The 24,935-nt window shown below is 58.3% G+C and carries 20 protein-coding genes; 10 read left to right on the top strand and 10 right to left on the bottom strand.

Annotated features, from left to right (window positions below):
- Positions 1 to 106: 106 nt before the first annotated feature.
- Positions 107 to 586, bottom strand: coding sequence for a sigma-70 family RNA polymerase sigma factor (locus N7D90_RS16995; protein ID WP_261739096.1), 480 nt, complete (start codon positions 584 to 586; stop codon positions 107 to 109).
- Positions 587 to 897: 311 nt separating this feature from the next.
- Here N7D90_RS16995 and N7D90_RS17000 point away from each other — a divergent pair, with 311 nt between their 5' ends.
- Genes N7D90_RS17000 through N7D90_RS17010 form a run of 3 tightly spaced genes read left to right on the top strand, consistent with a single transcriptional unit; the run spans position 898 to position 5,437 of the window.
- On the top strand, positions 898 to 2,064 hold the full coding sequence (locus tag N7D90_RS17000; RefSeq protein WP_261739097.1) for an efflux RND transporter periplasmic adaptor subunit: 1,167 nt from the start codon (positions 898 to 900) through the stop codon (positions 2,062 to 2,064).
- Positions 2,065 to 4,035, top strand: a complete 1,971-nt coding sequence (locus tag N7D90_RS17005; RefSeq protein WP_261739098.1) for a MacB family efflux pump subunit — start codon at positions 2,065 to 2,067, stop codon at positions 4,033 to 4,035.
- 7 nt (positions 4,036 to 4,042) lie between these two features.
- Positions 4,043 to 5,437 (top strand): efflux transporter outer membrane subunit, encoded by a 1,395-nt coding sequence (locus tag N7D90_RS17010; RefSeq protein ID WP_261739099.1) that lies wholly within the window; start codon positions 4,043 to 4,045, stop codon positions 5,435 to 5,437.
- A gap of 10 nt (positions 5,438 to 5,447) precedes the next feature.
- On the opposite strand, the gene N7D90_RS17015 is transcribed toward N7D90_RS17010, so the two are convergent.
- Complete coding sequence (locus tag N7D90_RS17015; protein ID WP_261739100.1) at positions 5,448 to 7,064, bottom strand: PvdJ/PvdD/PvdP-like protein; 1,617 nt, start codon at positions 7,062 to 7,064, stop codon at positions 5,448 to 5,450.
- A gap of 190 nt (positions 7,065 to 7,254) precedes the next feature.
- Here N7D90_RS17015 and dkgB point away from each other — a divergent pair, with 190 nt between their 5' ends.
- The gene (gene dkgB / locus N7D90_RS17020) at positions 7,255 to 8,058 is read left to right on the top strand and encodes a 2,5-didehydrogluconate reductase DkgB (protein ID WP_261739101.1); all 804 of its coding nucleotides are present in this window, start codon (positions 7,255 to 7,257) and stop codon (positions 8,056 to 8,058) included.
- Positions 8,059 to 8,144: 86 nt separating this feature from the next.
- On the opposite strand, the gene zapE is transcribed toward dkgB, so the two are convergent.
- Positions 8,145 to 9,275: a cell division protein ZapE gene (zapE, locus tag N7D90_RS17025; RefSeq protein WP_261739102.1), complete on the bottom strand. Its 1,131-nt coding sequence runs from the start codon at positions 9,273 to 9,275 to the stop codon at positions 8,145 to 8,147.
- 303 nt (positions 9,276 to 9,578) lie between these two features.
- Here zapE and N7D90_RS17030 point away from each other — a divergent pair, with 303 nt between their 5' ends.
- On the top strand, positions 9,579 to 9,833 hold the full coding sequence (locus tag N7D90_RS17030) for a DUF2790 domain-containing protein (RefSeq protein ID WP_261739103.1): 255 nt from the start codon (positions 9,579 to 9,581) through the stop codon (positions 9,831 to 9,833).
- A gap of 289 nt (positions 9,834 to 10,122) precedes the next feature.
- Positions 10,123 to 10,380: a DUF2790 domain-containing protein gene (locus N7D90_RS17035; RefSeq protein WP_261739104.1), complete on the top strand. Its 258-nt coding sequence runs from the start codon at positions 10,123 to 10,125 to the stop codon at positions 10,378 to 10,380.
- 166 nt (positions 10,381 to 10,546) lie between these two features.
- Here the strand turns inward: N7D90_RS17035 and N7D90_RS17040 are convergent, their stop codons facing one another.
- Positions 10,547 to 10,819, bottom strand: a complete 273-nt coding sequence (locus N7D90_RS17040; RefSeq protein ID WP_261739105.1) for a PepSY domain-containing protein — start codon at positions 10,817 to 10,819, stop codon at positions 10,547 to 10,549.
- A gap of 164 nt (positions 10,820 to 10,983) precedes the next feature.
- Between N7D90_RS17040 and N7D90_RS17045 the strand changes: the two genes are divergently transcribed.
- Positions 10,984 to 11,988, top strand: a complete 1,005-nt coding sequence (locus N7D90_RS17045) for a FecR family protein (protein ID WP_261739106.1) — start codon at positions 10,984 to 10,986, stop codon at positions 11,986 to 11,988.
- Between the two features lie 207 nt (positions 11,989 to 12,195).
- Here N7D90_RS17045 and N7D90_RS17050 read toward each other — a convergent pair whose 3' ends face one another.
- A complete protein-coding gene (locus N7D90_RS17050; protein ID WP_261739107.1) occupies positions 12,196 to 14,499 on the bottom strand; it encodes an acylase in 2,304 nt (767 codons plus the stop codon).
- A gap of 262 nt (positions 14,500 to 14,761) precedes the next feature.
- Here N7D90_RS17050 and N7D90_RS17055 point away from each other — a divergent pair, with 262 nt between their 5' ends.
- Entirely contained in the window at positions 14,762 to 15,148 is a 387-nt protein-coding gene (locus N7D90_RS17055) for a fe2+ zn2+ uptake regulation protein (RefSeq protein ID WP_261739108.1), read from the top strand.
- On the opposite strand, the gene N7D90_RS17060 is transcribed toward N7D90_RS17055, so the two are convergent.
- Both N7D90_RS17060 and N7D90_RS17065 read right to left on the bottom strand, forming a co-directional pair.
- Positions 15,145 to 15,333, bottom strand: coding sequence for a hypothetical protein (locus N7D90_RS17060; protein ID WP_261739109.1), 189 nt, complete (start codon positions 15,331 to 15,333; stop codon positions 15,145 to 15,147). The two genes, N7D90_RS17055 and N7D90_RS17060, sit on opposite strands and share 4 nt — an antisense overlap.
- A 317-nt stretch (positions 15,334 to 15,650) precedes the next feature.
- Positions 15,651 to 16,556: a LysR family transcriptional regulator gene (locus N7D90_RS17065; protein WP_261739110.1), complete on the bottom strand. Its 906-nt coding sequence runs from the start codon at positions 16,554 to 16,556 to the stop codon at positions 15,651 to 15,653.
- Between the two features lie 107 nt (positions 16,557 to 16,663).
- On the opposite strand from N7D90_RS17065, the gene N7D90_RS17070 reads away from it, so the two are divergent.
- The gene (locus tag N7D90_RS17070) at positions 16,664 to 17,659 is read left to right on the top strand and encodes an aldo/keto reductase (RefSeq protein WP_261739111.1); all 996 of its coding nucleotides are present in this window, start codon (positions 16,664 to 16,666) and stop codon (positions 17,657 to 17,659) included.
- 136 nt (positions 17,660 to 17,795) lie between these two features.
- Here the strand turns inward: N7D90_RS17070 and N7D90_RS17075 are convergent, their stop codons facing one another.
- The 3 genes from N7D90_RS17075 to N7D90_RS17085 form a co-directional block, all read right to left on the bottom strand.
- Positions 17,796 to 21,470, bottom strand: coding sequence for a translocation/assembly module TamB domain-containing protein (locus tag N7D90_RS17075; RefSeq protein WP_261739112.1), 3,675 nt, complete (start codon positions 21,468 to 21,470; stop codon positions 17,796 to 17,798).
- Positions 21,467 to 23,194: an autotransporter assembly complex protein TamA gene (locus tag N7D90_RS17080; protein ID WP_261739113.1), complete on the bottom strand. Its 1,728-nt coding sequence runs from the start codon at positions 23,192 to 23,194 to the stop codon at positions 21,467 to 21,469. The genes N7D90_RS17075 and N7D90_RS17080 overlap by 4 nt, the downstream gene beginning before the upstream one ends.
- Before the next feature lie 63 nt (positions 23,195 to 23,257).
- A complete protein-coding gene (locus N7D90_RS17085; protein ID WP_261739114.1) occupies positions 23,258 to 23,908 on the bottom strand; it encodes a GNAT family N-acetyltransferase in 651 nt (216 codons plus the stop codon).
- A gap of 183 nt (positions 23,909 to 24,091) precedes the next feature.
- Here N7D90_RS17085 and xthA point away from each other — a divergent pair, with 183 nt between their 5' ends.
- On the top strand, positions 24,092 to 24,904 hold the full coding sequence (gene xthA / locus N7D90_RS17090; RefSeq protein WP_261739115.1) for an exodeoxyribonuclease III: 813 nt from the start codon (positions 24,092 to 24,094) through the stop codon (positions 24,902 to 24,904).
- The last annotated feature ends 31 nt before the right edge of the window (positions 24,905 to 24,935 follow it).

Here is a 24,935-nt window from a genome sequence, read left to right on the forward strand (position 1 = left end):
TCCTCTGGATTACCCCTCAACAGAGGGAAAAAAGCCCGTGACCGACTGCCCAGTGGCAGGGCAGCAGATCGTCTGTTGAGTAGGAACGAGAACACAGAAATGAAATTTAGGCGTTGTCCCACTGCCGGATACGAATCCGGCAGTGCTTCATTGCGTTAACGATGTGCTTCTCGACCATGCTGCGGGATACCCCCAGACGGTCGGCAATTTCCAGGTGAGACAAGCCATCGAGCTTGCGCAGCAAAAAACACTCGCGACATGCCGCTGGCAACTCGGACAACGCCCGCTGGAGCATGTCCAGGCGCTGACCATGATCCATCAGCACCTGCGGCGAGGGGCTGTAAAAACGCTCTTCGCTATCCAGCACTTCCAGCGGCTCGGCCTGGCGCAACGTGTTGCGCCGATGACCGTCGATCACCAGATTGAGCGCCGTGCGGTACAAAAATGCGCGAGGTTGAGCAATCGGCTCATCACTGGAACGCTCCAGCACGCGCACATATGCGTCATGCACCACATCTTCGGCCGCCTGGGCATTACCCAATCTGGCACTCAAAAAGCCCACCAGTTCGCGATAGTAGTTTTCCAACAGGACTCCTGGCCGCAACAGCAGCGGCAACACTCCGTGAGCGCAGAAACAGATCTAATGAAATAGCGGCATGATGATGGCACTTTTACAGATGTAATTTATAGTAATTCTCATATAGATTTAAACCCCAAGGCCACTACCCTCGTCGAATTATTTAGCAACAACCCTATAAACAAACAGCTAAATCCCTCGCCAAATCATTCGTTTACTCAACAGCTCCCCGTGTCTGTCGTCCTCGCGACAGCGTTTGCTCTGGGCATTTGGGCCCAATGGCATGACGACGGGCCGACTTCCATTGGCCGGAACCCTGCATGAAACGCCCTCGACAGACCCGACGTGCGCTGCTGATCACCCTGTGTTTATTACTCGGCGCCGCCTTGGCAGCCTGGCCTTTCCTGACGCCGGGCCGCGATGCCTATGACACCGTGCCCGTAACCCGGGGCGATATTGAAAGCAGCGTGACCGCACTCGGCACCCTGCAACCCCGGCAATATGTCGATGTGGGTGCACAGGCCTCAGGGCAAATCCATAAGATCCACGTCGACGTCGGTGCTGAAGTCAAGGAAGGCCAGCTTCTGGTCGAAATCGACCCGTCCACCCAAACAGCCAAACTCGATGCCAGCCGCTTTGCCATCGAAAACCTCAAGGCTCAACTGCAAGAACAACGCGCCCTGCACGATCTGGCAAAACAGAAGTTGCAGCGCCAGCAACACCTCGCAAAAGGCGGCGCCACCCGCGAAGAAGATGTTCAGGCGGCACAGGCTGAAGTCCGCACCACCCAGGCGCGGACCGACATGTTTGCGGCGCAGATCCGTCAGGCCCAGGCCAGTTTGCGCAGTGATGAAGCCGAACTGGGCTACACCCGCATCTTTGCGCCCATGTCTGGCACCGTGGTGGCACTGGATGCCCGCGAAGGCCAGACCCTCAATGCCCAACAGCAAACACCGCTGATCCTGCGCATCGCCAAGCTCTCGCCGATGACGGTCTGGGCTGAAGTCTCGGAAGCCGATATCGGCCATGTAAAAACCGGCATGCAGGCCTACTTCACCACCTTGAGCGGCGGCAACCGGCGCTGGAACAGCACCGTGCGCCAGGTCCTGCCCGTACCGCCCAAACCCCTCAACGAAAGCAGCCAGGGCGGCGGCAGCCCCGCAAGCAAAAGCGGCAGCGCCCGCGTGGTGCTCTATACCGTGCTGCTGGATGTCGACAACAACGATCAGGCACTGATGCCCGAAATGACCACCCAGGTGTTTTTTGTCGCCAATCAGGCCCGGGATGTATTGCTCGCGCCAATCATCGCGTTGCAGGGCACTACCGAGGGGGACCGCCAGACCGCCCATATCGTGAGCAAGAACGGCAAGGTCGAGCCTCGCGAAATCCGTACCGGCATCAGCGACCGTTTGCGCGTAGAAATCCTCGAAGGTCTGGATGAGGGCGATCACCTGCTGGCCGGCCCCGCTACCGGCAACGGAGGCTGAATGCCCACTCCCTTGATCGACCTGCAGGATATCCGCAAGGTCTACGGCGGCATCGACACGCCTGAAGTTCACGTGCTTAAAGGCATCAGTCTGTCGATCCATGCCGGGGAGTTCGTCGCCATCGTCGGCGCCTCGGGCTCGGGCAAGTCGACCCTGATGAACATCCTCGGCTGCCTCGACCGCCCAACCTCCGGGCGCTACCTGTTTGCCGGTGAAGACGTCGCCCGGCTCGACAGTGACGAGCTGGCCTGGTTGCGCCGCGAAGCCTTTGGCTTTGTGTTCCAGGGCTACCATTTGATCCCCTCGGCGTCGGCCCAGGAAAACGTCGAAATGCCGGCCATCTATGCTGGTACCCCGGCCGCCGAGCGTCACGCCCGTGCAGCCGCCCTGCTCGACCGCCTGGGTTTGGCCGAACGCACCGCCAACCGTCCGCACCAACTGTCCGGTGGTCAGCAACAACGGGTGTCGATCGCCCGCGCCCTGATGAACGGCGGGCATATCATCCTCGCCGACGAACCCACCGGGGCTCTCGACAGCCACAGCGGCGCCGAGGTCATGGCCCTGCTTGACGAACTGGCGAGCCAAGGCCATGTGGTTATCCTGATTACCCATGACCGCGAAGTCGCAGCACGGGCCAACCGGATCATCGAAGTGCGCGATGGCGAAGTTATCAGCGACAGTAGCAACGGCACGCACCTGCCCGCGACCGACAACCCCCAGGCCTTGCAGGCCATCGATCTGCGCAAGCGCCTGAGCGAAGGCAGCGAGGCCCGGGGAGCCTGGAAAGGCGAACTGGTCGATGCGGTTCACGCCGCCTGGCGAGTCATGTGGATCAACCGTTTTCGCACCGCCTTGACCCTGCTCGGCATTGTCATCGGCGTGGCCTCGGTGGTGGTGATGCTGGCCGTCGGCGAAGGCAGCAAACGCCAGGTGATGGCGGAAATGGGCGCCTTTGGCTCCAACATCATTTACCTCAGCGGCATGTCGCCAAGGCCCAGAGCGCCACTGGGCATCGTGACCCTCAATGACGTAGCCGCCCTCTCGACCTTGCCGCAAGTAAAAATGATCATGCCGATCAATGGCGCCGAGATTGGCGTGCGCTATGGCAATGTCGATCACACCCTGTACACCGGCGGCAACGGTATTGATTTTTCGGCGATCTTCAACTGGCCGGTAGTGCAAGGCAGCTTCTTCAGCCAGGCCGATGAAGACGCGGCTGCCGCCGTGGCGGTGATAGGCAAAAAGGTCCGCGATAAAGTGCTCAAGGATGTGCCCAACCCGATTGGCCAGTACATCCTGCTGGAAAACGTACCGTTTCGCGTGGTCGGGGTGCTTGCCGAAAAAGGCGCCAGCTCCGGCGACTCGGACAGCGATACGCGCATCGTGGTGCCTTACTCTGCGGCCAGCGTGCGCCTGTTCGGCACCCACAATCCGGAATATGTGGTGATCGCCGCCGCCGATGCGAGCAAGGTCAACCAGACCGAAAAGGCCATCGAGCAACTGATGCTCAGGCTGCACCACGGCAAACGCGATTTCGAAATCACCAACAACGCGGCGATGATTCAGGCCGAAGCCAAAACCCGCAACACCCTGTCGTTGATGCTCGGTTCGATCGCCGCCATCTCGCTGCTGGTGGGCGGTATCGGGGTGATGAACATCATGCTGATGACCGTGCGCGAGCGTACCCGCGAGATCGGCATTCGCATGGCCACCGGCGCCCGCCAGCGCGACATCCTGCGCCAGTTTTTGACCGAAGCACTGATGCTCTCGGTGGTCGGCGGCGTGGCCGGCATCACCCTGGCCTTTATCGTCGGTGGCGTATTGTTGCTCTGCGATGTGGCGGTGGCGTTCTCGCTGGTCGCAGTGCTCGGCGCCTTTGGCTGCGCATTGGTGACCGGCGTCATTTTCGGCTTTATGCCAGCCCGCAAGGCTGCCCGGCTAGACCCGGTCACGGCCCTTACCAGTGAATGAGCAATTGATGAAGCCGACCTTGAGCTTGTTGAGCCTGTGCCTGCTGCTGGGCGCTTGCAGCCACTCCACCCCTGACGACAATAACGACGTGGTTCCACCACCCTCCTGGCAGTCGGCACATGCACCAGCCAGCCAGCAGGTCAGCCAGCAATGGTGGGAACAGTTTGGTAGCCCCGAACTGGGCCGCCTGATCAGCCAGGCGCGGGCTGGCAGCTACGATCTGGCGGGCGCCATGGCCCGAGTCCGGCAAGCCCAGGCATCTGCCGTGATTGCCGGGGCACCGTTATTGCCCGAAGTAAAATTCGGCACCAATGCCAATCGTCAAAAACTGCTGCGCGGCAAAGGCTACAGTCAACTGGATGCCAGCGATGACAACAAGGCCGTGGACTATTTCGACGCCAGCCTGAGCGCCAGCTATGAAGTGGACTTCTGGGGCGGCAAAGCGGCAGCTCAGGACAGTGCGCTACAAGCGCTCAAGGCCAGCGAGTTTGATCGCGCGACGGTCGAGCTGACCTTGCTCAGCGGCGTCGCCAGCAGTTATGTGCAAACCCTGGCACTTGATGAACAACTGCGCATTGCCCGACTCAATCTGGCCAATGCGCAAAGTGTGTTGCACGTCGTGCAAACTCGCTATGACGCGGGCTCGGCCACAGCCCTGGAACTGGCCCAACAAAAGAGTCTGGTTGCCAGCCAACAACGGCAAGTGCCACTGGCTGGGCAACAGGCCCAGGAAGCACGGATCACCCTCGCCGTCCTGCTTGGTCAGCCCGTACAAAACCTGGCACTGGGCGACACCACTTTCGCCCGGCTGCATTGGCCATCGACAGGCAGCGGACTGCCCAGCGAGCTGCTCGGCCGACGCCCGGACATCGCCAGCGCCGAAGCCAAACTGATCGCCGCCCGGGCCGATATCACCGTGGCCCGCGCCGCCATGCTGCCCAGCCTGACCCTGAGCGCCAGCCTGGGCTCTGGCGCTGACCGTTTCAGCAATATCCTGCGCAGCCCGTTCTACACCCTCACTGCAGGGCTCGCAGCGCCGATCTTTAACAATGGCCGTCTAAGTGCCGAACGCGATAAAGCCACAGCACGTCAACAAGAGTTGCTGCAAGCCTATCGGGGCAGCATCATCAGCGCCTTTGCCGATGTCGAAAAAGCCCTCAACAGCGCCAGCGGTCTGGACCAGCAACGTCAATGGCAGGACGAGGAACTCAAGCAGGCGCAGCGGGCCTTTGACATTGCCCAAAGTCGCTACACCGCCGGGGCAGAAGGGCTGCTGACGGTTCTGCAAACACAAAGCACGCTGTACCAGGCCCAGGACCAGAGCGTGCAACTGCGCATGGCCCGGCTGCAGGCGAGTGTTGCGCTGTACAAGGCATTGGGTGGAGGTTGGCGGGTGCAGTAACCCGCCTGCTTCAGGTCTTGACCAGCAGGTGCCGCGCATACCACGGTCGCCGCGGGATGCGCCGCAGCAACCCGGTAATGCTCTTCTCATCGCCAAAGGTAATGCGCAGCGCCAGTTTCATGGTTTCGGGGTCCATCTCCACGGTTTTACCCGTGGCCAACCCCGGTGTTGTGCTACAGCCGTGGGTGAGCGGGCCCAGCCACGGGTCATCCACTTCCACCCAGCGCCCCGGCGCAAACCAAGGCACGCCATTGACTTGCCGACGTGTCAGCTCCCCAGGGTGGAAGCGCTCATGGGCACGGTACCAATCCTCGAGACGATCATCGATCCAGCCATGAAAACTCCAGAACACCGGATTTACATGGGAGGAAAACGGATCACCCAAAAAGTCGTTTTCGGGCACATACCAGCGCCCGGCAAAATCCGCCGGATCACGGGCCATCGGCACCGGGGCGCCATTGGACGGATCCCTCGGTACAGAGGCCCAGCGCATGTGCAGCCAGTCATGCAAACCTAGCTCAACCTCGGAACCAAACTGCCCCAAAGTCAGCGACGATAAATAGCGCGGGTCACGATAGCGTGACTCCCAGACCTCGAAGTTGCTGTGAAAGGTTTCCGGCTGTTTGATATCACTCAACCACTGCGTATAGACCTCATCACCCTCCGCCAGCCAGGTCGGCGGCAAGGCGCTGCCATCGTGGTTATCAAAGTAACGAGCAAAGCCTGCACGATCACGCTCAAGCTCTGGCTGCGGTAATGGCAGCGCTGGCCATGACGGTAAATCCTGCATCGAGCGCGCGGTGCGCAACATATGTCGATGCATAAAGAAAAAATCCACTCCAGAGCCGTTGCGATCCTTGCGCGGGCCACGGGCATCGCGCTCCCTGTCGCGCTGGCCGGGTTGCCAGCCAATGCCACGCAGAGCGTTGCGTTTGTCTTCAGATAACTCATGCCAGGTATCGCGGGATGCATGCCACAGCTGGTGAAACAACCGATGCTCAGGAGTCACCAGCCAGGCCAGCAACGTCGGGTTGAGGCCGATCCGTTCGCGGGCTTCAGGAAAGGTACGCTTGACGGCAACAAAGCTGTTGTCCTGCTCGGGCAAGGCCAATGGCCGCGCAAGATGCTGCACGCGCCCGCTGAGGGTGCCGCTGCCGGCATTACCGTAAGCGCCCCAGACTTCATCGAGGCTGAAACTGAACTCGTAATCAGGCTGGCCGTTAACCGACTCGCTGCTGGTGAGTCGCCAGTACATCCGCTTCGCATCCGGTGCCACCAGGTCGCCCAAAATGCGATAACGCGGCACCTGTGAGCCGTGCAAAATAGCGGCCGTGTCAAGATAACCGCGGACACCACGGCCACGTGGCGCGATATCGAGCCATAGCTCCAGATCATCTGCAGGCACACCGTCAAGCCCGGCATCCTGCCCGTTGAAGCGAATCGTCCAAAGCCCGCGCAACTGGTCGGCCAACTGCTGCCCGGCGGTATCTGCCAGGTCAACTGTCGCCTCGCCGGGCGTAATCGGCTCGTCCACTCGCGTCAACTCACGATGCCCATAAAACGCTGCTGGCGCTGCTGCGCCGGTGATCGCCAAACCAGCGATGAACCATCGTCGTGAAATCGTCATTGCCCTACCTGTCCCAGCCCGAATGCAGGCGTTATCCAAGCTAGAACGTTTGCTCAAGGACGAAATTTAGGAACTCTGCTGGCTGGATTCATGACCTGAGATCAAGACTGCTTTGCTTGATCGCAGGTTTTTCCCACGGATCAGTCCGAGGATACTCAACCTCATTCTTACGTCCCTCAAGGAGTTATCCATGACTATTCCAGCATTCGGCCTCGGTACTTTTCGTCTAAAAGGCCAAGTAGTAATCGACTCGGTAAAAAACGCCCTGGATCTGGGCTATCGGGCAGTCGACACCGCGCAGATCTATGAAAACGAAGCTGACGTCGGCCAGGCTATTGCCGAGAGTGGCGTAGCGCGGGACAAACTGTTTATCACCAGCAAGATCTGGGTCAGCCATTTTGCCGGGGACCAACTGATTCCGAGCTTGCAGGACAGCCTGAAAAAATTGCGCACCGATCACCTGGACCTGACCCTGATCCACTGGCCGTCACCGAAAAGTGCAGTCCCGGTAGCAGAATTTATGGGCGCATTGCTTGAAGCCAAAAAGCTGGGGCTGACCAAACAGATTGGCGTCTCGAACTTCACCATCGCGCTGATGAAAGAAGCGATTGCCGCTGTTGGCGCCGAACACATCGCCACCAATCAGATCGAACTTCACCCGTACCTGCAAAATCGTAAATTGGTTGAGTTCGCACAGAGCCAAGGTATTCATATCACCTCGTACATGACACTGGCCTACGGTGAAGTCCTGAACGATCCGGTGATCATCGAGATCGCTAAACGCCATGCCGCAACTGCGGCCCAAGTGACACTGGCCTGGGCGATGCAATTGGGATATTCGGTGATTCCGTCGTCGACCAAGCGCGACAACCTCGAGAGCAACTTGAAGGCGTGTGAGTTAACCCTGACCGAAGATGACATGGCACAGATTGCCGCACTGGATCGCGGCCACCGCCTGACCAACCCGCAGAGCGTTGCACCGCAGTGGGATTGACCGGGAACAGGGTATCTACAGAGATACTTCAACCGTGGGAGCGAGCAGGCTCGCTCCCACAAGGGGCTTGATCCGGAACAGAGTATCTACAAGGGTTGGCCCTGCAGGCCAAAGCGCTGCAGCTGCATTTCCTGCAGGCGGCTCAAGGTGCGGCGAAAGGCGAACTCCAGGTAACCTTGGGTATAGAGCTGATCCATCGGCACCTGGGCTTCGATACATACCGGCACTTTGCGGTCGTAACATTCGTCGATCAGCGCAATAAAACGCCGCACGCTGTCATCGTATTTGGACAGCTGCGGCAGCTCGCGATCCCCGGCCTCGACTTTCACCGCCCCGTCTTCCGTACCCCGGGCAATTTTACCTTCGCGCTGCTCTGCACTCAGGCAAGGTACTCCGCTGAGCAACATCACCTTATAGCGGTCACAGATGTCCATGAACTCGGTGGCTGCCAGCGGCTGCTCACACAGCTCGTGGAAATTGCACCACAGCACGGCATCACTGGCGTGCACCACATTCAGCGAGCGATGGCCCACCCCAATCGGCTGATCAGACACCGTCTGGCCTTGGGTCAATTCCTTGAACACTGCTTCAATCGCGCTCGGCCGGCCCGGTTCAGTCACCCAATAGCGCTGATGAGCAATACCGGGGTGCAGCCGGTGGTCTTCAATACCGTCCACCGCAACCACATCCATATGCTGGAGAATCGCGCTGATCCCTGGGGCGAAGCGATCGCGGTTGAAGCCGTGACCATAGAGGTCTTGCGGCGGCTGGTTAGAGGTACAGACCAGCACCACCCCTTCATCGAACATGACTTGGAACAAACGCCCCAAAATGATCGCATCGGCAATGTCATTGACGAACAACTCGTCAAAACACAGCACTCTAACGTCCTCAGCCAGGCCTTTAGCCAGCGCCTTGAGTGGATCCGCTGTGCCGGTCAGCTGAAACAGGCGCTGATGCACCCATTGCATGAAGTGATGAAAATGCTGGCGTCGGGCCGGTACCCGCAGGCTTTGGTAGAACCGGTCCATCAACCAGGTTTTACCCCGCCCTACCGGGCCCCACAAATACACGCCATTGACCGACTTCGCCCCTGAGTGCAATGCCTCATGACAGCGTTGCAACGCCTGTACAGCCAGCCATTGAGCAGGATCATGGACAAAGCCTTGCTGCTCGATGGCCTGTTGATATGCATTAAGGGGGGACTCGACATTCATACCGATGGCTGACTCCTGAAACAGAGATGCCAGTATGCCAGCAAGCCGATACGGGGGGCACTTGAAAAAGTTCGCATCGCCATCACATTGTTACCCCAGCAGTAACAGAGCCTTTTGCCATCAGGTCTTTTTCCTTTGGTAAAACAGCGTAAAATTACTCACATGTTCTAAACATTGCTTGACCCTGTTACACGGTACTTCGTACGCACCTGGCAACTTTCACATGTGTCGTAACTTCTTCCCGCCTCATCGGCAAATGAAGTCAGTCAGCTTTAACTCTTGATTACTTTAGAGGCCACGTTCATGAAAAATTTAATCGCACTCTTGCTTGCCGGTTTTGCAACACTTGCAGTTGCAGGTGAAACTTCCACCGTTCAACCTTCAGCTGTCGAACATTACAGCTACGGTACAAAACTGGATATCGCCCGCGTCGTCAGTCTGTCCACCATCCCCAACGTGTGTGAAGTCGTGCCGGCGACCATGACCTATGAAGACTCCCAGGGTCAGCGCCACACTGTCGAGTATCAGGTGATGGGTGACGGTTGCAGCATGCACTAGCCCTCGATGGCTGCACCTGCGGATACGACCCCAGGCCCCCTCTTGTGAGGGGGCCTTTTGTTGTGCGGACCATTAAGCAGCAGGATTGTTACTGATCCGGAAAGACTCCTTGGCGATCTTTTGACTTTAATCAATACGCGTGGGGCGTATTCTATGTTCATCCCTCAACGCAACATTGAAACAGGGCACGGTACTTCGTACTGCATCACTTACCTCGTTGATGCAGCAACTTCTCCCGCCATGTCGGCAATTGAAGTCAGTGATTCGTGATTGTTTTAAGGTCTCCATAATGAAACGTTTGATCGCTCTTGCACTTATCAGTTTTTCAACACTGGCTGCTGCTGACGAACTTCAAGTTACGCAACAACAACCCGCTGTCGAACATTACACTTACGCCACTGACCTCGACATTGCCAACGTTATCAGCGTGTCACCGGTGGCCGATGTCTGCGACATTGTGCCGGCACAAATGACTTATGAAGACCATCAGGGCAAGCGTCATATTCTTGAATACCGGGTGATGGGTAATGGTTGCAGCAACGGCTGATACCACCGCTTGCGCCAGCTGCTCACAACAAGCCTCCGTAGAGCGGGGGCTTTTTAATGGGTGGCACCAGGCTTGAAACAGGCAATAAAAAACCCGACCCTGTCACAACGTGTGATCAGGACCGGGTTGAAACGCTCAGCAGATAATTCGTTTCAGGTGTCCGAAATCAGTCTTTCTTCTCGGAGATCACCTTGCCAGTCGAATCGAAAACAATTTCGTATTCCAGGCCATCCACTTTCTTGATCCCCTCTGCTTTCCAAATGCCGGCAGCAGGGTCCTGGGCTTCAATTTTCTTGATCACGGTGTAACCGTTTTTGTTCTTGAGAACTTCAACCAATTCTTTGGAGAACGCCCAGTTCGGATCAGGCTGAGCCATCGCTGCACCGGCACCCAACAAAGCAGCAGTAGTGATCACAGCAGCAAAGGTTTTCTTCAACATTGTCTTAACTCCATTAATTGATGTTGTATCTGGTACTCAATGTGACTGGAACAACCGTAGCAGAGAAAAAACCGGCCATGCAGCTAAATGATATGCTTTTGACATGGCTCATGTTCTCGTTAGCTCTAGTGCGGGGTTAGAATACGCAAAACCGGGAAAAGCCAATGAGTGAAACACGCCTCACCGAAGCCCAATACGATGCCATCACCGAAGCTGCGGCTCAGTGGTGCATGCGCGTGCACGAGCCCGATTGCACCGATCAGGAACGCGAGGCTTTCGCTGTGTGGCTGGCGGCCGATCCCGTGCACGCATTTGAATATGAAGCGATGCTCGACATCTGGGATGTCAGCGAGCACCTGCCCCACCCCGCTCCCGCCACCGCCCAGGTGATTGCACTGCCCCGCGTGCAACGTCGCAGCCCCTGGTCACGCTTTGCCGTGGCCGCGGCCGTCACCCTGCTTGCGGCCCCTGTGGCGGCTTACAGCGGCTGGCAACTGGGCTGGCTGCCCAATGCCTATGAACGTTTTACAGCTGACACCAGTATCAGAACGGTGACGTTGCCCGATGGCAGCCAAGTCGAGCTAAACCTGGGCACACAACTGACCTTCAGCAACTACAAGGATCAGCGTCGGGTGACCCTGAGCAAGGGCGAGGCGTTTTTCAAGGTCAGTCACGATGTCACGCACCCGTTCCTGGTCCAGGCCGCAGAAGGGCGAATTCGGGTTACAGGCACCCAGTTCAATGTGTGGATGTACGAGGATCAGGTGCGGGTCACGCTGCTGGAAGGCTCGGTGCTGGTGACCAGCAACAAGAACCTAAGTGGCGATGGCTTGCGCCTGGAACCGGGCATGCAGGCGCGCTACAGGTCGGGCGACTACGCAGCGCAAATCAGCCAGACCTACGCCAATACCCCGGACCTGGCGTGGCGCACCGGCAAGCTGGTACTGGACAACCTGTCGCTGGCAGAGGCCCTGCCCCTGATCAACCGCTACCTCAATACCCCGCTGACTGTGGCGGACAGCGCCACCGGCAAGCTGCGCATTGGTGGCGTGTTCAACACCCGCGACATCAACCAGTTGGTGACCTCCCTGCCCAAAGTGTTGCCGGTGTACCTGAGCCGCAATGCGGATGGCCAGCCAGTGCTCAACGCCCGACCGCAAAACTTGTAGATACTCTGTTCCAGGTCACTCCCACGCTTGAAGTATCTCTGTAGCCGCTGAGGAGCGAAGCGAGGCTGCGTCCGAGGGCGAAGCGCTCGTTAGCCTGAATGATCTTACGACTGCTACGCAGCCGATCGCAGCCTCGTACCTCGACAGCGGCTACAGAGATACTTCGAGCGTGGGAGCGAACAGGGTGCCGGGCCTGAAATAGAGTATCTACAAACCTCCTTTTAGCTCCCCGCGAATTTGCACCGTCTGATATTCGGGGTCAGCCTTGATCTGCGCCTCCGTGAAGGGCAATGGTTGCCACTGTTTCCTGGAAAACGCTTGCGTCTGGTCACGGGCATACCTGGAGGCCGGGTCGCTGGACAGCGAGAACGCCAGTAACCCTTGCGCCTTAGGCCCCTGCTCGTCGAAGGTCACGGTTTGCAGGTAACTGGTGCCGCTGACCACTTCACGCTTTCCGTCCTGACCCGGCACGCTTTGCATGGCGTTGTACACACCCAACGTCGCTGGGCCACCGTGGATCGGGGTTTGCTGGCCACCACTGCTGACGACCTGAATCTCGCCCCAGGTGACATCCGCGCCCAACCCGGTTTCAGCCACTGCGGCTGCCGAGGCCAGTAGCGCCTCATGCACCGCCTTGAGTACCTGCGCCTGACTCAGGTTCAGCCCACGCGGGGTGTGCTGCGGGTCTGCGGGGTCGAACGGCACGCGCCAAACATCCGCGACTTCAAGCAATTGCCCCATGATGTGCTGAAAGTGCACCAGGCCAATGCCACTGTCGAGATCTGCCTGCTGATCCCATGCCTTGAGGCTGGCACACAGCGGTGCAAGGCTCCTCGACGCGCTCGCACAGGCCTGCAGCAAGTCAGGCATGACCAACCCGGCCAGATACACCCGATCATCCATCACCATGCCTTGCAGATCCGACACGCTGATTGCCCCCGGCTGGCTCAGGCGTTGCAGGGCAAAGCGCGCACGCGGCCCCAGCGGCTGGCTGTCCTGGCTGATCAGGGGTGAAAAACCGGTCAACGGCGCCTTGGGGTTGACCATCCAGGCCGAGTCGTTGGAGTGCTGCACGTAATCATCACGCCGCAATTGTGGCAAATGACTTGCCGGGTAGATGCCCGGTTGCGCTGCACTCGGATCAACGGTCCAGCCACAGGCACTGCGGCTGCCATCAAGCAGGATCAGCTCAAGGCCTGCACGCGGATCGCTGCAGGCGGCGAGTTTAGCCGCGTCGACATAGGGCACTACCGAGACGTTCATGTACAGCGCCTGCCCCTGATCATCCACCGCCAGGGTGTTAACCCACGGAATGCCCTGGACCCGGTTCACGGACGCTTGCAGGGCATCGAGGCTCGGGGCTTGATTGATCGCATACCACTGCTGCAACACGCGGTCATTTTGCAGGTTGGCGTCGCGCAGGCTAAAGGCTACGTGATTATCCCAGTCGAGCTTGCCCGGCCACTGCACTATCGGGCCGAACACTGAGCTGTAGATATCCCGCGATACAGATTGCAGGCTGCCATCGGCTTGCTTGACGTCGACCGTCACGGTTTTTTTATCGAGTGCCCGCGACTGACCATCAAGCAGATAGCGCGTCGGGTCCTTCGGGTCGAGCTCAAGCCGGTACAGAGTGAAGTGCTTTGACGTGTCGACGGTGTGGGTCCAGGCCATGTGCCGGTTAAAGCCGATATTGATCATCGGCAAGCCGGGCAGCGCAGCACCCATCACGTCGAGCTTGCCGGGAATGGTCAACTGCATCTGGTAAAAACGCATCCCGCCCACCCATGGAAAATGCGGGTTGGCCAACAACATGGCGCGACCGGTTTGTGAGCGCTCGGCCCCTACAGCCACTGCGTTGCTGCCGCGGTCCAAGGCAAAGCGTTGCATGCGCTCGGCGGCGACTTCAAAGCTGCCGGCAGTTGTCTTGATACCGGCCGTGGCACGCGGCGGCGTTGCTGCTACCAAGGCCTCGGCAAATTGACCGGCCCCGCCCTCTACCAGTAAGCGACGGGTCAGCTTGACCAGGTCCTGTGCCGTGATGGGCCGTACCGAAGCATTGTCACATTGTGCCGGGAGTATTACGCGCTCACTGAGCTGGCGGTTGTAGCCGGCCACATAGCCATTGATCAAATCCCGCACTTCAGGGGTTTGCGCCTGCCAAAAGGCAGACACCGCTTCGGGCGTATTGAGCCAAGTGAAAAACACATCGCTGGACAGGTTGTCGCGCTGCTCCAGGGTCAACGCCTCGGGGCCAAAATATTTGGCGCGCTCACCGTTGACGGTGACCACTTCATTGGCCAAAAGACACAGGTTGTCCTGGGCATAGGCATAACCGATGCCATAGCCCAGGCCGCGCTCATCAGCGGCACGGATATGCGGCACGCCAAAAGTGGTACGGCGGATATCTGCGCTCACGTCGCTGGCGGGCGTGCTGGCCATGGCTGAAACGCTCAGCCCCAGGCACAGCCCTGCAAGGCACACTTTGCTTAACGGTCTGGAAATAATCACGTGCACTGCTGCTCCTTCACGACAAAAAGCCGGGCGGCGCAATCGATTGAAAACCACCACGGGCAAGTGAAAAACGAAGCAGGTTAAAAAAATTTAATAATTGTTCCAAACCCCCGGTCTTACTGGGGGCATACGTAATCGAGACGGATTTACGACAAATTTTCTACATTCAAATGTTCATGATTTAAGTCGCTCATTCGTCTAGTTAACCAAGAGCATTTTTTTTCTTTTCCTGATCAGGCTCTGAAAAGGAGTTTTTTGCATGCACAACCAGCAAATACCAACGGATGGTAGCCACCAGCATCACGACACAGCTTTCCAGCCCGACCCGGGGTTGCTGGAGGCTCTGGCTCCTTTGCAGGGCAACGAACGGATCCGTCATTTACTCAAGTGTTTCGGGCTGCGTACCAGCCTGGTACGGCTCAAGGTCATTGACGCATTGCTGACCGCGGCCGGGAATGATCGACGGCTGGGAGTGCGCGGCATGCACAGTCATTTGCAGGCACTGGATATTCCATTGTCGTTTCTGAGTGTGCGCGAGGTGCTCAAGCGCTTGTGCAGCGAGGGGGTGGTGGTGCTCAACAGCGACAAGAGCTACAGCCTGCATCCACAGGCTGAAGCCGTTCTGATCGGAAGGATTGAAGCTTAAATCTTGGTCTTGCGGCGCATCACACCGTTGATCACGACCACGACCACAGCCACGCCGATGGCGATGTACTGGAACATTTTCTCGCTGATCATGCCGGCGTTCTGCATGTACGAAAGACCAAACATGATCCCCAGAACTACCAGTGAGATCAAAATCGAGTATTTCAAGCGCTGCGAAGGGGTCATAACCTGTTCCTGAAGTAAGTCTGAAAACGCAAACCGGGAATTTAACAAATATGTTCGGTTTACGGAGATGATTTGAAACATTCGAGGTCTCATCTTACAGCCGGGGAAGCTTTTTAGCTGCCACCGGCTCTAACCTTGAGGATCTGTGCATGTTACGTCGTATCTCCAGGCTGGTCCCGTTGTTGCTCATCCTGGCCATGAGCGGGTGCGTGGTTTTCCCAGGTCATGGAAGGCATGGCGATCACCGTTACTATGATGGTGGCCCAGGTTATTACCACCGCTGATGAATCACCCCGAGCCTGCCCCGCAGGCTCGGGTTAACGTCTAAAGCCACTGCCCGGCCGGGCACACAAGTCCACCAGCCAATCCACAAACACCCGCACTCGCGGCGACAGTTGCCGATGCGGCGGATACAGGGCGGTCAATGCCATGCGCGGTGGCAGACAATCGCCGAGCACTTCTTGCACTCGTCCTTCACGTACCAGTTGCGCAACATGGTAATGCGGCACTTGCACCAGACCATACCCCGCCACACACGCCGCCAGATAACCCTCTGCACTATTGACCGCGATCTGCTTGGGCAAATCCACCAGACGTACTTCGTCACCGATCTGGAACTCCAGCCCGTAGCGCTTGCCGGATGCGCTGGAGAAGTACTCCACCACCTGATGCCCGCTCAAGTCCTCAAGTGATTGCGGCACGCCGTGGGCCTGCAAATAGCCGGGGCTGGCGCACGTGATCTGATCCATCTGCACCAGCGGCCGCGCCACCAGTGAATCATCCATCGTCAATCCGCCGCGAATCACGCAATCCACACCTTCGCGAATCAGATCCACCGGGCGATCGTTAAGACCGATTTCCAGCTCGATGTGCGCATAGCGCTGCGTGAATTCCGGCAAAGCCGGCAACACCACCAGGCGGCCCACCGCAGCAGGCATCTCGACCCGAAGCGTTCCCTTGGGCTGGCTGCTTTTGAACAGCCCTTCGGCTTCCTCAAGATCTGCCAGCAAACTGATGCAGCGCTGGTAGTACGCGGCGCCGTCCAGGGTAGGACTCACTTGGCGCGTAGTGCGATGCAACAGTTGTACGCCCAAGTGCGCTTCCAGTTGCTTGATCAGTACCGTGACCGAGGCGCGAGGCATTTGCAGGCTGTCGGCAGCTTTGGCGAAACCGCCCAGCTCAACGATACGGGTAAAGACCCGCATCGCGTTGAATCGGTCCATAGCCCCTCCATTGTTTAGAAAATACGAATACTCATAGTGTTTTTACCCGGTTTATCTTGCCGCTGTCGAGGTCAAGAATAGCTCCACCCCACTCAGGAGCACTTCGCATGCACACTCGCCAACTTGGTAAAAACGGCCCTTATGTCAGCGCTATTGGCCTTGGCTGCATGGGCATGACCGACTTCTACACCACCGGCAGCAACACCCGCGAAGCCGTGGCCACCCTGCACCGAGCCCTGGAACTGGGAATCAACCTGCTCGATACCGCCGATATTTACGGCCCGCACACCAATGAAGAACTGATCGGCCAGGCGATACGCGGCAAACGCGACCAGGTGTTTGTGGCCAGCAAGTTCGGCATCGTACGTGATCCGGCCAACCCGGCCTTTCGCGCCGTCAGCGGTCGCCCCGAGTACATCCGCCAGTCCATCGAGGGCAGCCTCAAGCGTTTGGGGGTCGAGACTATCGACCTGTACTACCAGCACCGCATGGACCCGAATGTACCGATTGAAGAGACCGTCGGCGCGATGGCCGATCTGGTCAAGGCGGGCAAGGTTCGCTATCTGGGCCTGAGCGAGGCCTCGGCAACGACCCTTGAGCGTGCGCACAAGGTGCATCCGATCAGCGCGCTGCAAAGTGAGTATTCGCTGTGGAGCCGGGATCAGGAAGACAACGGCTGCCTTGAGGCCTGCCGACGCCTGGGGATTGCCTTTGTGCCTTATAGCCCGCTGGGGCGTGGCTTTTTGACCGGCGCTCTGAAAACTGCTGACGACTTTGCCGACGACGACTACCGCCGTTTCAGCCCGCGTTTTCAAGGTGACAACTTCGCCAAAAATCTGCTGTTGGTTGAGCAGGTTGAAAGTCTGGCGGCGGAAAAAGGCGTAACTGCCGGGCAATTGGCCTTGGCGTGGGTACTGGCTCAAGGTGATTACCTGATCCCGATCCCTGGCACCAAACAGCGCAAGTATCTGGAACAGAATGTGGCGGCGCTGGAGGTCAAGTTGAACGCCAGCGAACTGGCGGCACTGGCGGCGATTTTCCCGGCCAGCGCCGTGGCAGGGTTGCGCTATACCGAAGAGGTGATGCAGCAACTGAATCACTGATCAACAGCCTGTAGATACTCAGCTCCAGGTCAAGCACCCTGTGGGAGCGAGCCTGCTCGCGAATGATCTTCGCGAGCAGGCTCGCTCCCACGGTTGAAGTATCTCTGTAACCGCTGCCGCAGGATTTCACCCCAGGTTAAAAATCCCGTTTGTAGAAGATATCCAGCGAACTCGCAAAGCCGCTGGCCACTTCGACATACACCCGTTTGCTCAGTTTGTAACGCAGGGCAATGGTACTGGCAGGTTCAAATACGCCAACCCCGTAACGCACGCTCAAGCGCTCGTTGATCTTGCCACTGGCCACCACTGCCGTACTGTTGCCGCTGCCTTGGGTGTCGAGTTCAAAGTCCTTGATCCCCAGATGATTGGCCAGGCTGGTGGTGATCCCCGAACTGCCCATCAACCCCAGGCCCAGTGCCGCTTGCGCCAGCATATTTTCATCTTCACCAGTCCCCGTCAGCGGTCGCCCCAGAATCAGGTAGGACAACGCCTGCTCCTGGCTCATGGCCGGTTCCGAGAAGATTTGCGTGGTGGGCTGTTCCGCACTGCCTGTCAGGCGAATCCCGGCGATAACATCGTCGGTCTGGCGAATCGCTTCGATGTCCAGATACGGCTGATCAATGGGCCCGGCAAACAACAAACGCGCCCGGCGAATGGTCAACTTCTGGCCATAGGCCCGGTAGCGGCCATTGTTCAACCGTAACTCGCCACGGGTATCCATGTTGTTGCCGATATGCACCTGCCCGGCCAGGTCAGCGTTCAGGCCGAAGCCCGAGAACGTCAGCAACTCCTGCCCCACCACCACCGTGATGTCCATATCCACCTGCATCGGCGGCGCCTCATCCGTCGTTTGCTGGCCCACGATCACAGTGTCATCCGAGACCTTGACCGTCGAAGGCGGCAACTCGCGAACAACGATTTCACCTTTGGGAACGTTCACCCGACCGGCGATCAACAAGGTGTTATCGGCATTCAGGGAGATTTTCAGGTCGGGGGCGACTTCAAGCTTGGCGTAAGGCTCCACCGTAACCGGCAAATTGTTGCCCTTGACCAGCACGTTGACCGCCATAGCCTGGCCCCAGGCGAGATTGCCGCTGATGCTGCCCTGCCCTTGAGGGCCACTGGTCCAGCCACCATTCAACAGTGCAGTTTCACCGTTGATGGCTACCGAAAGTTGCAGATTCTCGAAACTGGTTGGCAACTGCGGGCCTGAAATTTCGCCGCCAGTCAGAGCCACATTGCCGTTGATATGAGGCGCCAGCAACGCGCCGGAAATCGTGCCCGAGCCGTTCAATTGGCCGGTGAGTTTTTCCACCATTGGCGCAAATGGACGAATCATCGACACATCCAACCCGCTCAGGCGGAACTCACCGGTGATCGGTTTGCTTTTTGGCAGCGGGTTGATTCGCGCCGCCAGCATCAGTTGCCCCAGCTTGCCACCGTCGAAATCGAGCCTGGAGTCGACCCGGTTGGGCGTCAGATTGCTGGTCAGCTTGAACGCCTGATACGGGAAGTCCAGCCACTGGCCCTTGTCCTTGAAGCGCAACGTGCCGCCACTGGCATCCACCACTATCTGGCCTTTGGGCCCGCTGGCTGGCAGGTCGAGCATCAGGTCAGCATTGAGCTGGCCTTGCCATTGGAAATCCTTGGGCAGCCACTGCGCCAGGCTGTCGAGCGGAAACTGCTTGAGGTGCAAGCGCAACTTGGGATCCGGCACCAGGCGTTGCTCTTCGCTGCACAAACTGGCCGGACCAGAGATCCAGCACTGTGCGCCCAGATTGACCCGGCCATCGGCCAGGCGTTCCAGGCGCGCCGGGTTTTGCAACACCCAGTCCTGCCCGCCAGCCTTGACGTCACCGCTGACCAATCGTCCACGCCAATTGTCTTTATCCAGGCCACCCTCCAGCGCCAGGCCCAGTTGCAGCAACGGCCCTTGCAACGCCAGCTTCAACTGCTGGCGCTTGATATCGCCACTGCCGTTGGCAGTGAGTACGCCAAGCTGAGTGTCACCGGCCTGAATCCCGCTGCCTTTGAGGTCAAAGCGACCACGTTGATTACGATCAAGACTGGCATCCAGGCTCAGGCTTTGCAGATGATTATCGGCAAATGCCAGCTGTTGGCCGTTGAGCTGCACCTTGCCTTGCGGCGCGTTGAGCGTCCCGGCCAGGTCGACCCGGCCTTTGAGCTGGCCGCGCAGTTCGGGCCACAGTTGCCCCAGACGCGGCATGTTCAGATCAAGCTGGGCCTTGAGTTGCTGCTGCAAACTGGCGCTGCCATTGATTCGGTTATCACCCAGGCGAATGTCCAGCGCACTGACAGTCCAGGCCTCTCCTGCGCCTGCGGCCTTGGCTTGCAATACCGCTGGCTGGCCGCGCAAACGGCCTTTAAGGTCGAGGTTGGCATCCAGCTCAAGACGCTCATTTTTGAATGAGCCCTTGCTGCGCAATGGCCCAGCCAACGTACCCGGCAACTCGGCCACCCAGTACGCTGGGTTGATTGCACTCAAATCCAGTGCCGTGTCCCACACCAGGCCGTCGGCGAACTGCAGATTGACGTGCCCTTCGGCCTTGCCCTGCCCGGCCACCAGCTTGAGCTGCGGCAGGAATATCTTGCCCAGATCGCCACTGAATGGGCTGCTGAGGCTGAACTTGCCTGCTGGACCGTCGAGGTCAGCCTTGAAGTTACCCAGATAATTGCCATCTCTGTAGGACACTTCACCAACAAAGGTACGCAAGTCCACATCGGGCTTGTCGATCACCGGGTACAGGTTGTGCCAGGGGAATTCCAGCCAGTCGATTTTGGCTTCGGCACTCAAACCTTCCTGCCAGTCCACTTGCCCCGACAGTTTCAAGCGCTGCTGCGGGTTGGCCGTCAAATCCAGTGCTGCGATGTGCGCGCCCTTGGCATCTACCCGACCTTTGAGCAGCAGATTCACTGGCTCTTTTTCAGCTGGCAGAGTGGCGCTGCCATTCAATTCATAACCGTCTTTGAGATTGCCCTTAGCCGTGAGCAGCAACTGATTGAGCTGCAAGGTATCCGGCAGATCCGGACTGGCCTTGAACGGCTCGGCGGTAATTTTCAACTGCGCCGGGAAGTTATCCGCCAACGGCTGAATTTCACCCGTCAGATGCGCGTTAAGGTAACCGCTGCTGTCGGCCGTAAGGTTCAGCATAGTGCGCACACTACCTTCAACCTTGAGCGCCAGCGCCAAGGGTTTTTCACCCGGTGCTGGCAGGCTGATATTGCCTTGCAAGGTCAATGGCCAGTCGCCATTGGGTTGCAGCAAGCCGGACAGTTCAACGTTCAGGTCTTCGCGCTCGACATGCACCGAGTCGATCTGCAAACCCTTGGCGGTCCACTGCGCCGACATCTGCATGCCTTTGAGTTGTTCGATGCCGTTGAACAGCACATTGCCGACTTTGACCACTCCAACTTCAATCGCCAGCGGCAATTTCAACTCCGGCAGGCTGATCGGACCGCTACTGCTGTCTTCACTCGGGGGAAATTGCAGGCTGATTTGCTCGGCCTGCAATTGATCAATACACAGAGTCATGCGCATCAGGCAGCCCGGCGACCAGGCAAAGATCGGCCTGCTCACCTCGACCCGACTGGTACCTTGCTCCCACAACAGATGATCGGCACCCCATTGGCCACCCAGGCGCCCGGCGAAGTTGTCCACTTGCAAGCCCGGCACTTGCCCCAGCACCCAGCGGCTGCCCGCCTGCGTCCCGAGAATAACGCCCACGCTGACAACCACCAGCAGCACCAACGCCAACAACACCAGACCGGCTATTTTCAAACCACGAATCACAGTTCTGGCCCCATCGAGAAGTGCAAACGAACACCGCCATCGTCATCCAGCGCATGGGCCAGATCGAGGCGTATCGGGCCAACCGGAGAAATCCAGCGAATACCCACACCGACCCCGGTTTTCAGGCTCGGAAAGTCCAGCGTATTGAATGCGTTGCCCTGGTCGACAAAAGTCGCCCAGCGCCATTTGTCAGCGAACTGATATTGATACTCAAGGCTGCCAGCCAGCATGTAACGCCCGCCGATGCGATCACCTTCCGAATTTTTCGGCGACAGGGTCTGGTAGTCATAGCCACGCACGCTCTGGTCGCCACCGGCAAAGAAGCGCAAGGATGGCGGAATCGATTGGTAGCCATTGGTGGCACTGCCGCCAAACTGAATCCGCCCCAAAAAGCGGTGCTTGTCCCACAAGGTGGTCAGCGCCTTGAGCTTCACATCACCATGGAACAGGTTGGTATCGGACAACAATCCTTCCTTGGCCACTTGCATATCCGTGGTCACGCTATAACCGTGGCTGGGATCGATACGGTTATCGCTGCGCAATACCGAATAGCTGACGCCTGGCATCAGCAGGGTACTGAGGCCAGAGTCATCGCCCAGGCGATATTCCTCGTGCTGCCACTTGAGCGACACGACTCGCGTCCAGCCGTTGTCCAGTTTGCTGTGCCACTCGGGGCCAACCGTGAGCAACTTGCTCAAGGTATCGGTGTTGGCGATTTCTTCATTTTGATAACCCGCGGCAAGACGCAGCTTGTCGGTCAGCGGCGGGTCCAGCGGGATGTCATACCAGGCGCCTACGTTTTGCTTGGGCTGGGAAATTTCAGATTCGAAACCATAGCTATCGCCCCGCGGGTTGCCCCAGTGACGCATCCAGCTAGCCTTGCCACGGGCACCGGTGTCGGTCGAAAAACCAAGGCCAAGGGTCATGGTGCGCGGCTTGCGGGTTTCCAGATCAACGTCGACCGGAATTACTTGCCCTACAGCGGTACTCGGTGCGGCATCGACACGCACGACTTCAAAATAACCACTGCTTTGCAGGTTTTGATTGAGTTCTGCAACCAGCTCCGAGTCGTAAGGGGTGTCCGGAGTAAAAGGCACCATGCGTTGCAACAGGGTTTGGTCAAAAGGTGCATCGCCGGCAAAACTGACTTTGCCAAGGAGGAAACGCGGTCCGCTTTCGTAGACCAGATCGATGTCTGCAAAACCGCCTTTAGGGTCGACCAGCAGTTCGTGCCGAGTAAATTTGCCGTTGAAAAAACCGTACCGCAGGGCCCGGTTTTGAATCATCCGCTTGGCGTCTTCGTAGTTGCCCTGATTAAGCACCGCACCCGGTTTCAGATCATCACTGGCCGGGATTTGAAACGCCTTGAGCGAGGCGGCCGGGCCTTCGACGCGCACATTGACGTTGCGCAGATGCACCGGTTCGCCGGGATCAATGCGCAACACCAGACGCGGTTTGGCACCGGGCTCAACCTCGGCTTCTATGCTGGGCTGGTAGTAACCCAAGGCCTGGGATGCTTTAAGGGCCTGCTCTTGCGCACCACGCTTGAAGCGCAGCAACGCTTTCTCGTCGCGATCGTCGAGGCTGCCGATATAACCTTCCACGTTGGCCTTGAGGGCGTCGTTTGCCGGGTTGACCTTGACCACCAGCTCGCTTTGGGCAAACGCCGCAAAACTGCTGAACAGCAGGACAACACCACTGGTAAATCTTCCTGGATACTTCATAGGCGCGAATGCTATCACGGGCTAGGGTGCGCATAGAGCGCGTCAATGGGCAGAAACTGGATTTTAAGCTTCGTCTACGCGTGAAACCTGTGGATTGGCATGAAAGAACACATGCTCCACAACAGGTCCGACCGCTACCTCACCTATTTCCACATAACCCTGACGCTTGTAGAACTCCAGATAGTGCGGGTTCCCGGTGTCGAGCACCACGCCTTCGGAATGTTCGTCTTCGGCACACCAGTTATGCACCGCTTCCAGCAACTGCTCGCCATAGTGCAACCCCTGAAATTCTGGATGAATCCCCAACAGCGGCAACATGTGGACTGCATCGCCCGGGACGCAGGCCTGTACCGCTTGGTGATAATCCAGATAGCGCCGCGTACAGCTCAAACCGGTACTGAGCAGCATACGCAACTGCCATGCCCAACTTTCAGTGATGCCCAGGCGCCTTTGCGGCGGCGCAATCAATGCAACACCCAACAACCGGTCATTGACCAGCAACCCCAACGCGGGCAAATCCTGCAGGAAATGCTGCTTGACCAGCTCGCGCACCGTGGCCCTGACCCGCTGTTCGTAACCACTGCGGTTCGCGTTAAACAGAAAGCGGAACGTCGGCTCATGGCGATAGGCCTGATACAGCAAAGAGCGCGCTTCTCTTGAATAGCCGCTGTCGAGCATCTGAATCTGACTGCTGGCGTTCGACGTTTGCGTCATGCGATAAATCTCCCGGGCGCGGCCTGCATGGCAGCGCTTCTAATGCGTACGAACCCCCGAGTGCCACAACAGTTCAATCATGGCCAAGTGCATCCTACGTTAGCAGTGCATTTGACCTACTGCACACTGGCCGCTGACGCGTCAGTCCGCTAGCATCGCAGTTTTGCTCAGGACTGCCCGCCCATGAAAATCGTTTCATTCAACATCAATGGCCTGCGCGCTAGGCCGCATCAACTGGCAGCCCTGATCGAAAAACATCAGCCAGACGTGATCGGCCTGCAAGAAACCAAAGTCCATGACGACCAGTTCCCCCTCGCCGACATCGAAGCGCTGGGTTATCACGTGCACTTTCATGGCCAAAAAGGCCATTACGGTGTCGCCCTGCTCTCGCGCCAGGCGCCGCTGGAACTGCATAAAGGTTTCGCCAGCGACGAAGAAGATGCGCAACGGCGTTTTATCTGGGGCACTTTCGCCGACGAAAACGGCCAGCCCGTGACCATCATGAACGGTTACTTCCCACAGGGCGAAAGCCGCGACCACCCTACCAAGTTTCCGGCCAAGCAGCGTTTTTACAGCGACCTGCAGCAGTTGCTCGAAAGCCAGTTCAGCAACGAACAACCGCTGGTGGTGATGGGTGATATCAATATTTCCCCACAGGACTGCGACATCGGCATCGGCCCGGACAACGCCAAGCGCTGGCTGAAAACCGGCAAGTGCAGCTTTTTGCCGGAAGAGCGCGAGTGGCTGGAACGCCTAAAGGGCTGGGGGCTGGTAGACAGCTTCCGTTATCTGCACCCGGACGTGGCCGACCGCTTCAGCTGGTTCGACTACCGCAGCCGCGGTTTTGAAGACGAGCCCAAGCGCGGCCTGCGGATTGACGTGATCCTCGCCTCCGAGGGGCTGGTGCCACGGATCAAGGCGGCGGGAGTCGACTACGACCTGCGCGGCATGGAAAAACCATCAGACCATGCACCGATCTGGCTGGAATTGAGCTGAGTGGCCTGTAGCCGCTGAGGAGCGCAGCGGG

The sequence above is a fragment of the Pseudomonas fragi genome (assembly GCF_025426255.1).
GTDB lineage: Bacteria > Pseudomonadota > Gammaproteobacteria > Pseudomonadales > Pseudomonadaceae > Aquipseudomonas > Aquipseudomonas kulmbachensis.

What these genes read in the sequence shown, in the direction of transcription:
- zapE (WP_261739102.1), bottom strand. Translation starts at nt 9,275, where the DNA reads ATGAATGTCGAGTCCCCCCTTAATGCATATCAACAGGCCATCGAGCAG.
- N7D90_RS17070 (WP_261739111.1), top strand. Translation starts at nt 16,664, where the DNA reads ATGCACACTCGCCAACTTGGTAAAAACGGCCCTTATGTCAGCGCTATT.
- N7D90_RS17055 (WP_261739108.1), top strand. Translation starts at nt 14,762, where the DNA reads ATGCACAACCAGCAAATACCAACGGATGGTAGCCACCAGCATCACGAC.
- N7D90_RS17010 (WP_261739099.1), top strand. Translation starts at nt 4,043, where the DNA reads ATGAAGCCGACCTTGAGCTTGTTGAGCCTGTGCCTGCTGCTGGGCGCT.
- N7D90_RS17030 (WP_261739103.1), top strand. Translation starts at nt 9,579, where the DNA reads ATGAAAAATTTAATCGCACTCTTGCTTGCCGGTTTTGCAACACTTGCA.
- N7D90_RS17035 (WP_261739104.1), top strand. Translation starts at nt 10,123, where the DNA reads ATGAAACGTTTGATCGCTCTTGCACTTATCAGTTTTTCAACACTGGCT.
- N7D90_RS17060 (WP_261739109.1), bottom strand. Translation starts at nt 15,333, where the DNA reads ATGACCCCTTCGCAGCGCTTGAAATACTCGATTTTGATCTCACTGGTA.
- N7D90_RS17085 (WP_261739114.1), bottom strand. Translation starts at nt 23,908, where the DNA reads ATGACGCAAACGTCGAACGCCAGCAGTCAGATTCAGATGCTCGACAGC.
- dkgB (WP_261739101.1), top strand. Translation starts at nt 7,255, where the DNA reads ATGACTATTCCAGCATTCGGCCTCGGTACTTTTCGTCTAAAAGGCCAA.
- N7D90_RS17000 (WP_261739097.1), top strand. Translation starts at nt 898, where the DNA reads ATGAAACGCCCTCGACAGACCCGACGTGCGCTGCTGATCACCCTGTGT.
- N7D90_RS17045 (WP_261739106.1), top strand. Translation starts at nt 10,984, where the DNA reads ATGAGTGAAACACGCCTCACCGAAGCCCAATACGATGCCATCACCGAA.
- N7D90_RS17015 (WP_261739100.1), bottom strand. Translation starts at nt 7,064, where the DNA reads ATGACGATTTCACGACGATGGTTCATCGCTGGTTTGGCGATCACCGGC.
- xthA (WP_261739115.1), top strand. Translation starts at nt 24,092, where the DNA reads ATGAAAATCGTTTCATTCAACATCAATGGCCTGCGCGCTAGGCCGCAT.
- N7D90_RS17080 (WP_261739113.1), bottom strand. Translation starts at nt 23,194, where the DNA reads ATGAAGTATCCAGGAAGATTTACCAGTGGTGTTGTCCTGCTGTTCAGC.
- N7D90_RS17065 (WP_261739110.1), bottom strand. Translation starts at nt 16,556, where the DNA reads ATGGACCGATTCAACGCGATGCGGGTCTTTACCCGTATCGTTGAGCTG.
- N7D90_RS17040 (WP_261739105.1), bottom strand. Translation starts at nt 10,819, where the DNA reads ATGTTGAAGAAAACCTTTGCTGCTGTGATCACTACTGCTGCTTTGTTG.
- N7D90_RS17005 (WP_261739098.1), top strand. Translation starts at nt 2,065, where the DNA reads ATGCCCACTCCCTTGATCGACCTGCAGGATATCCGCAAGGTCTACGGC.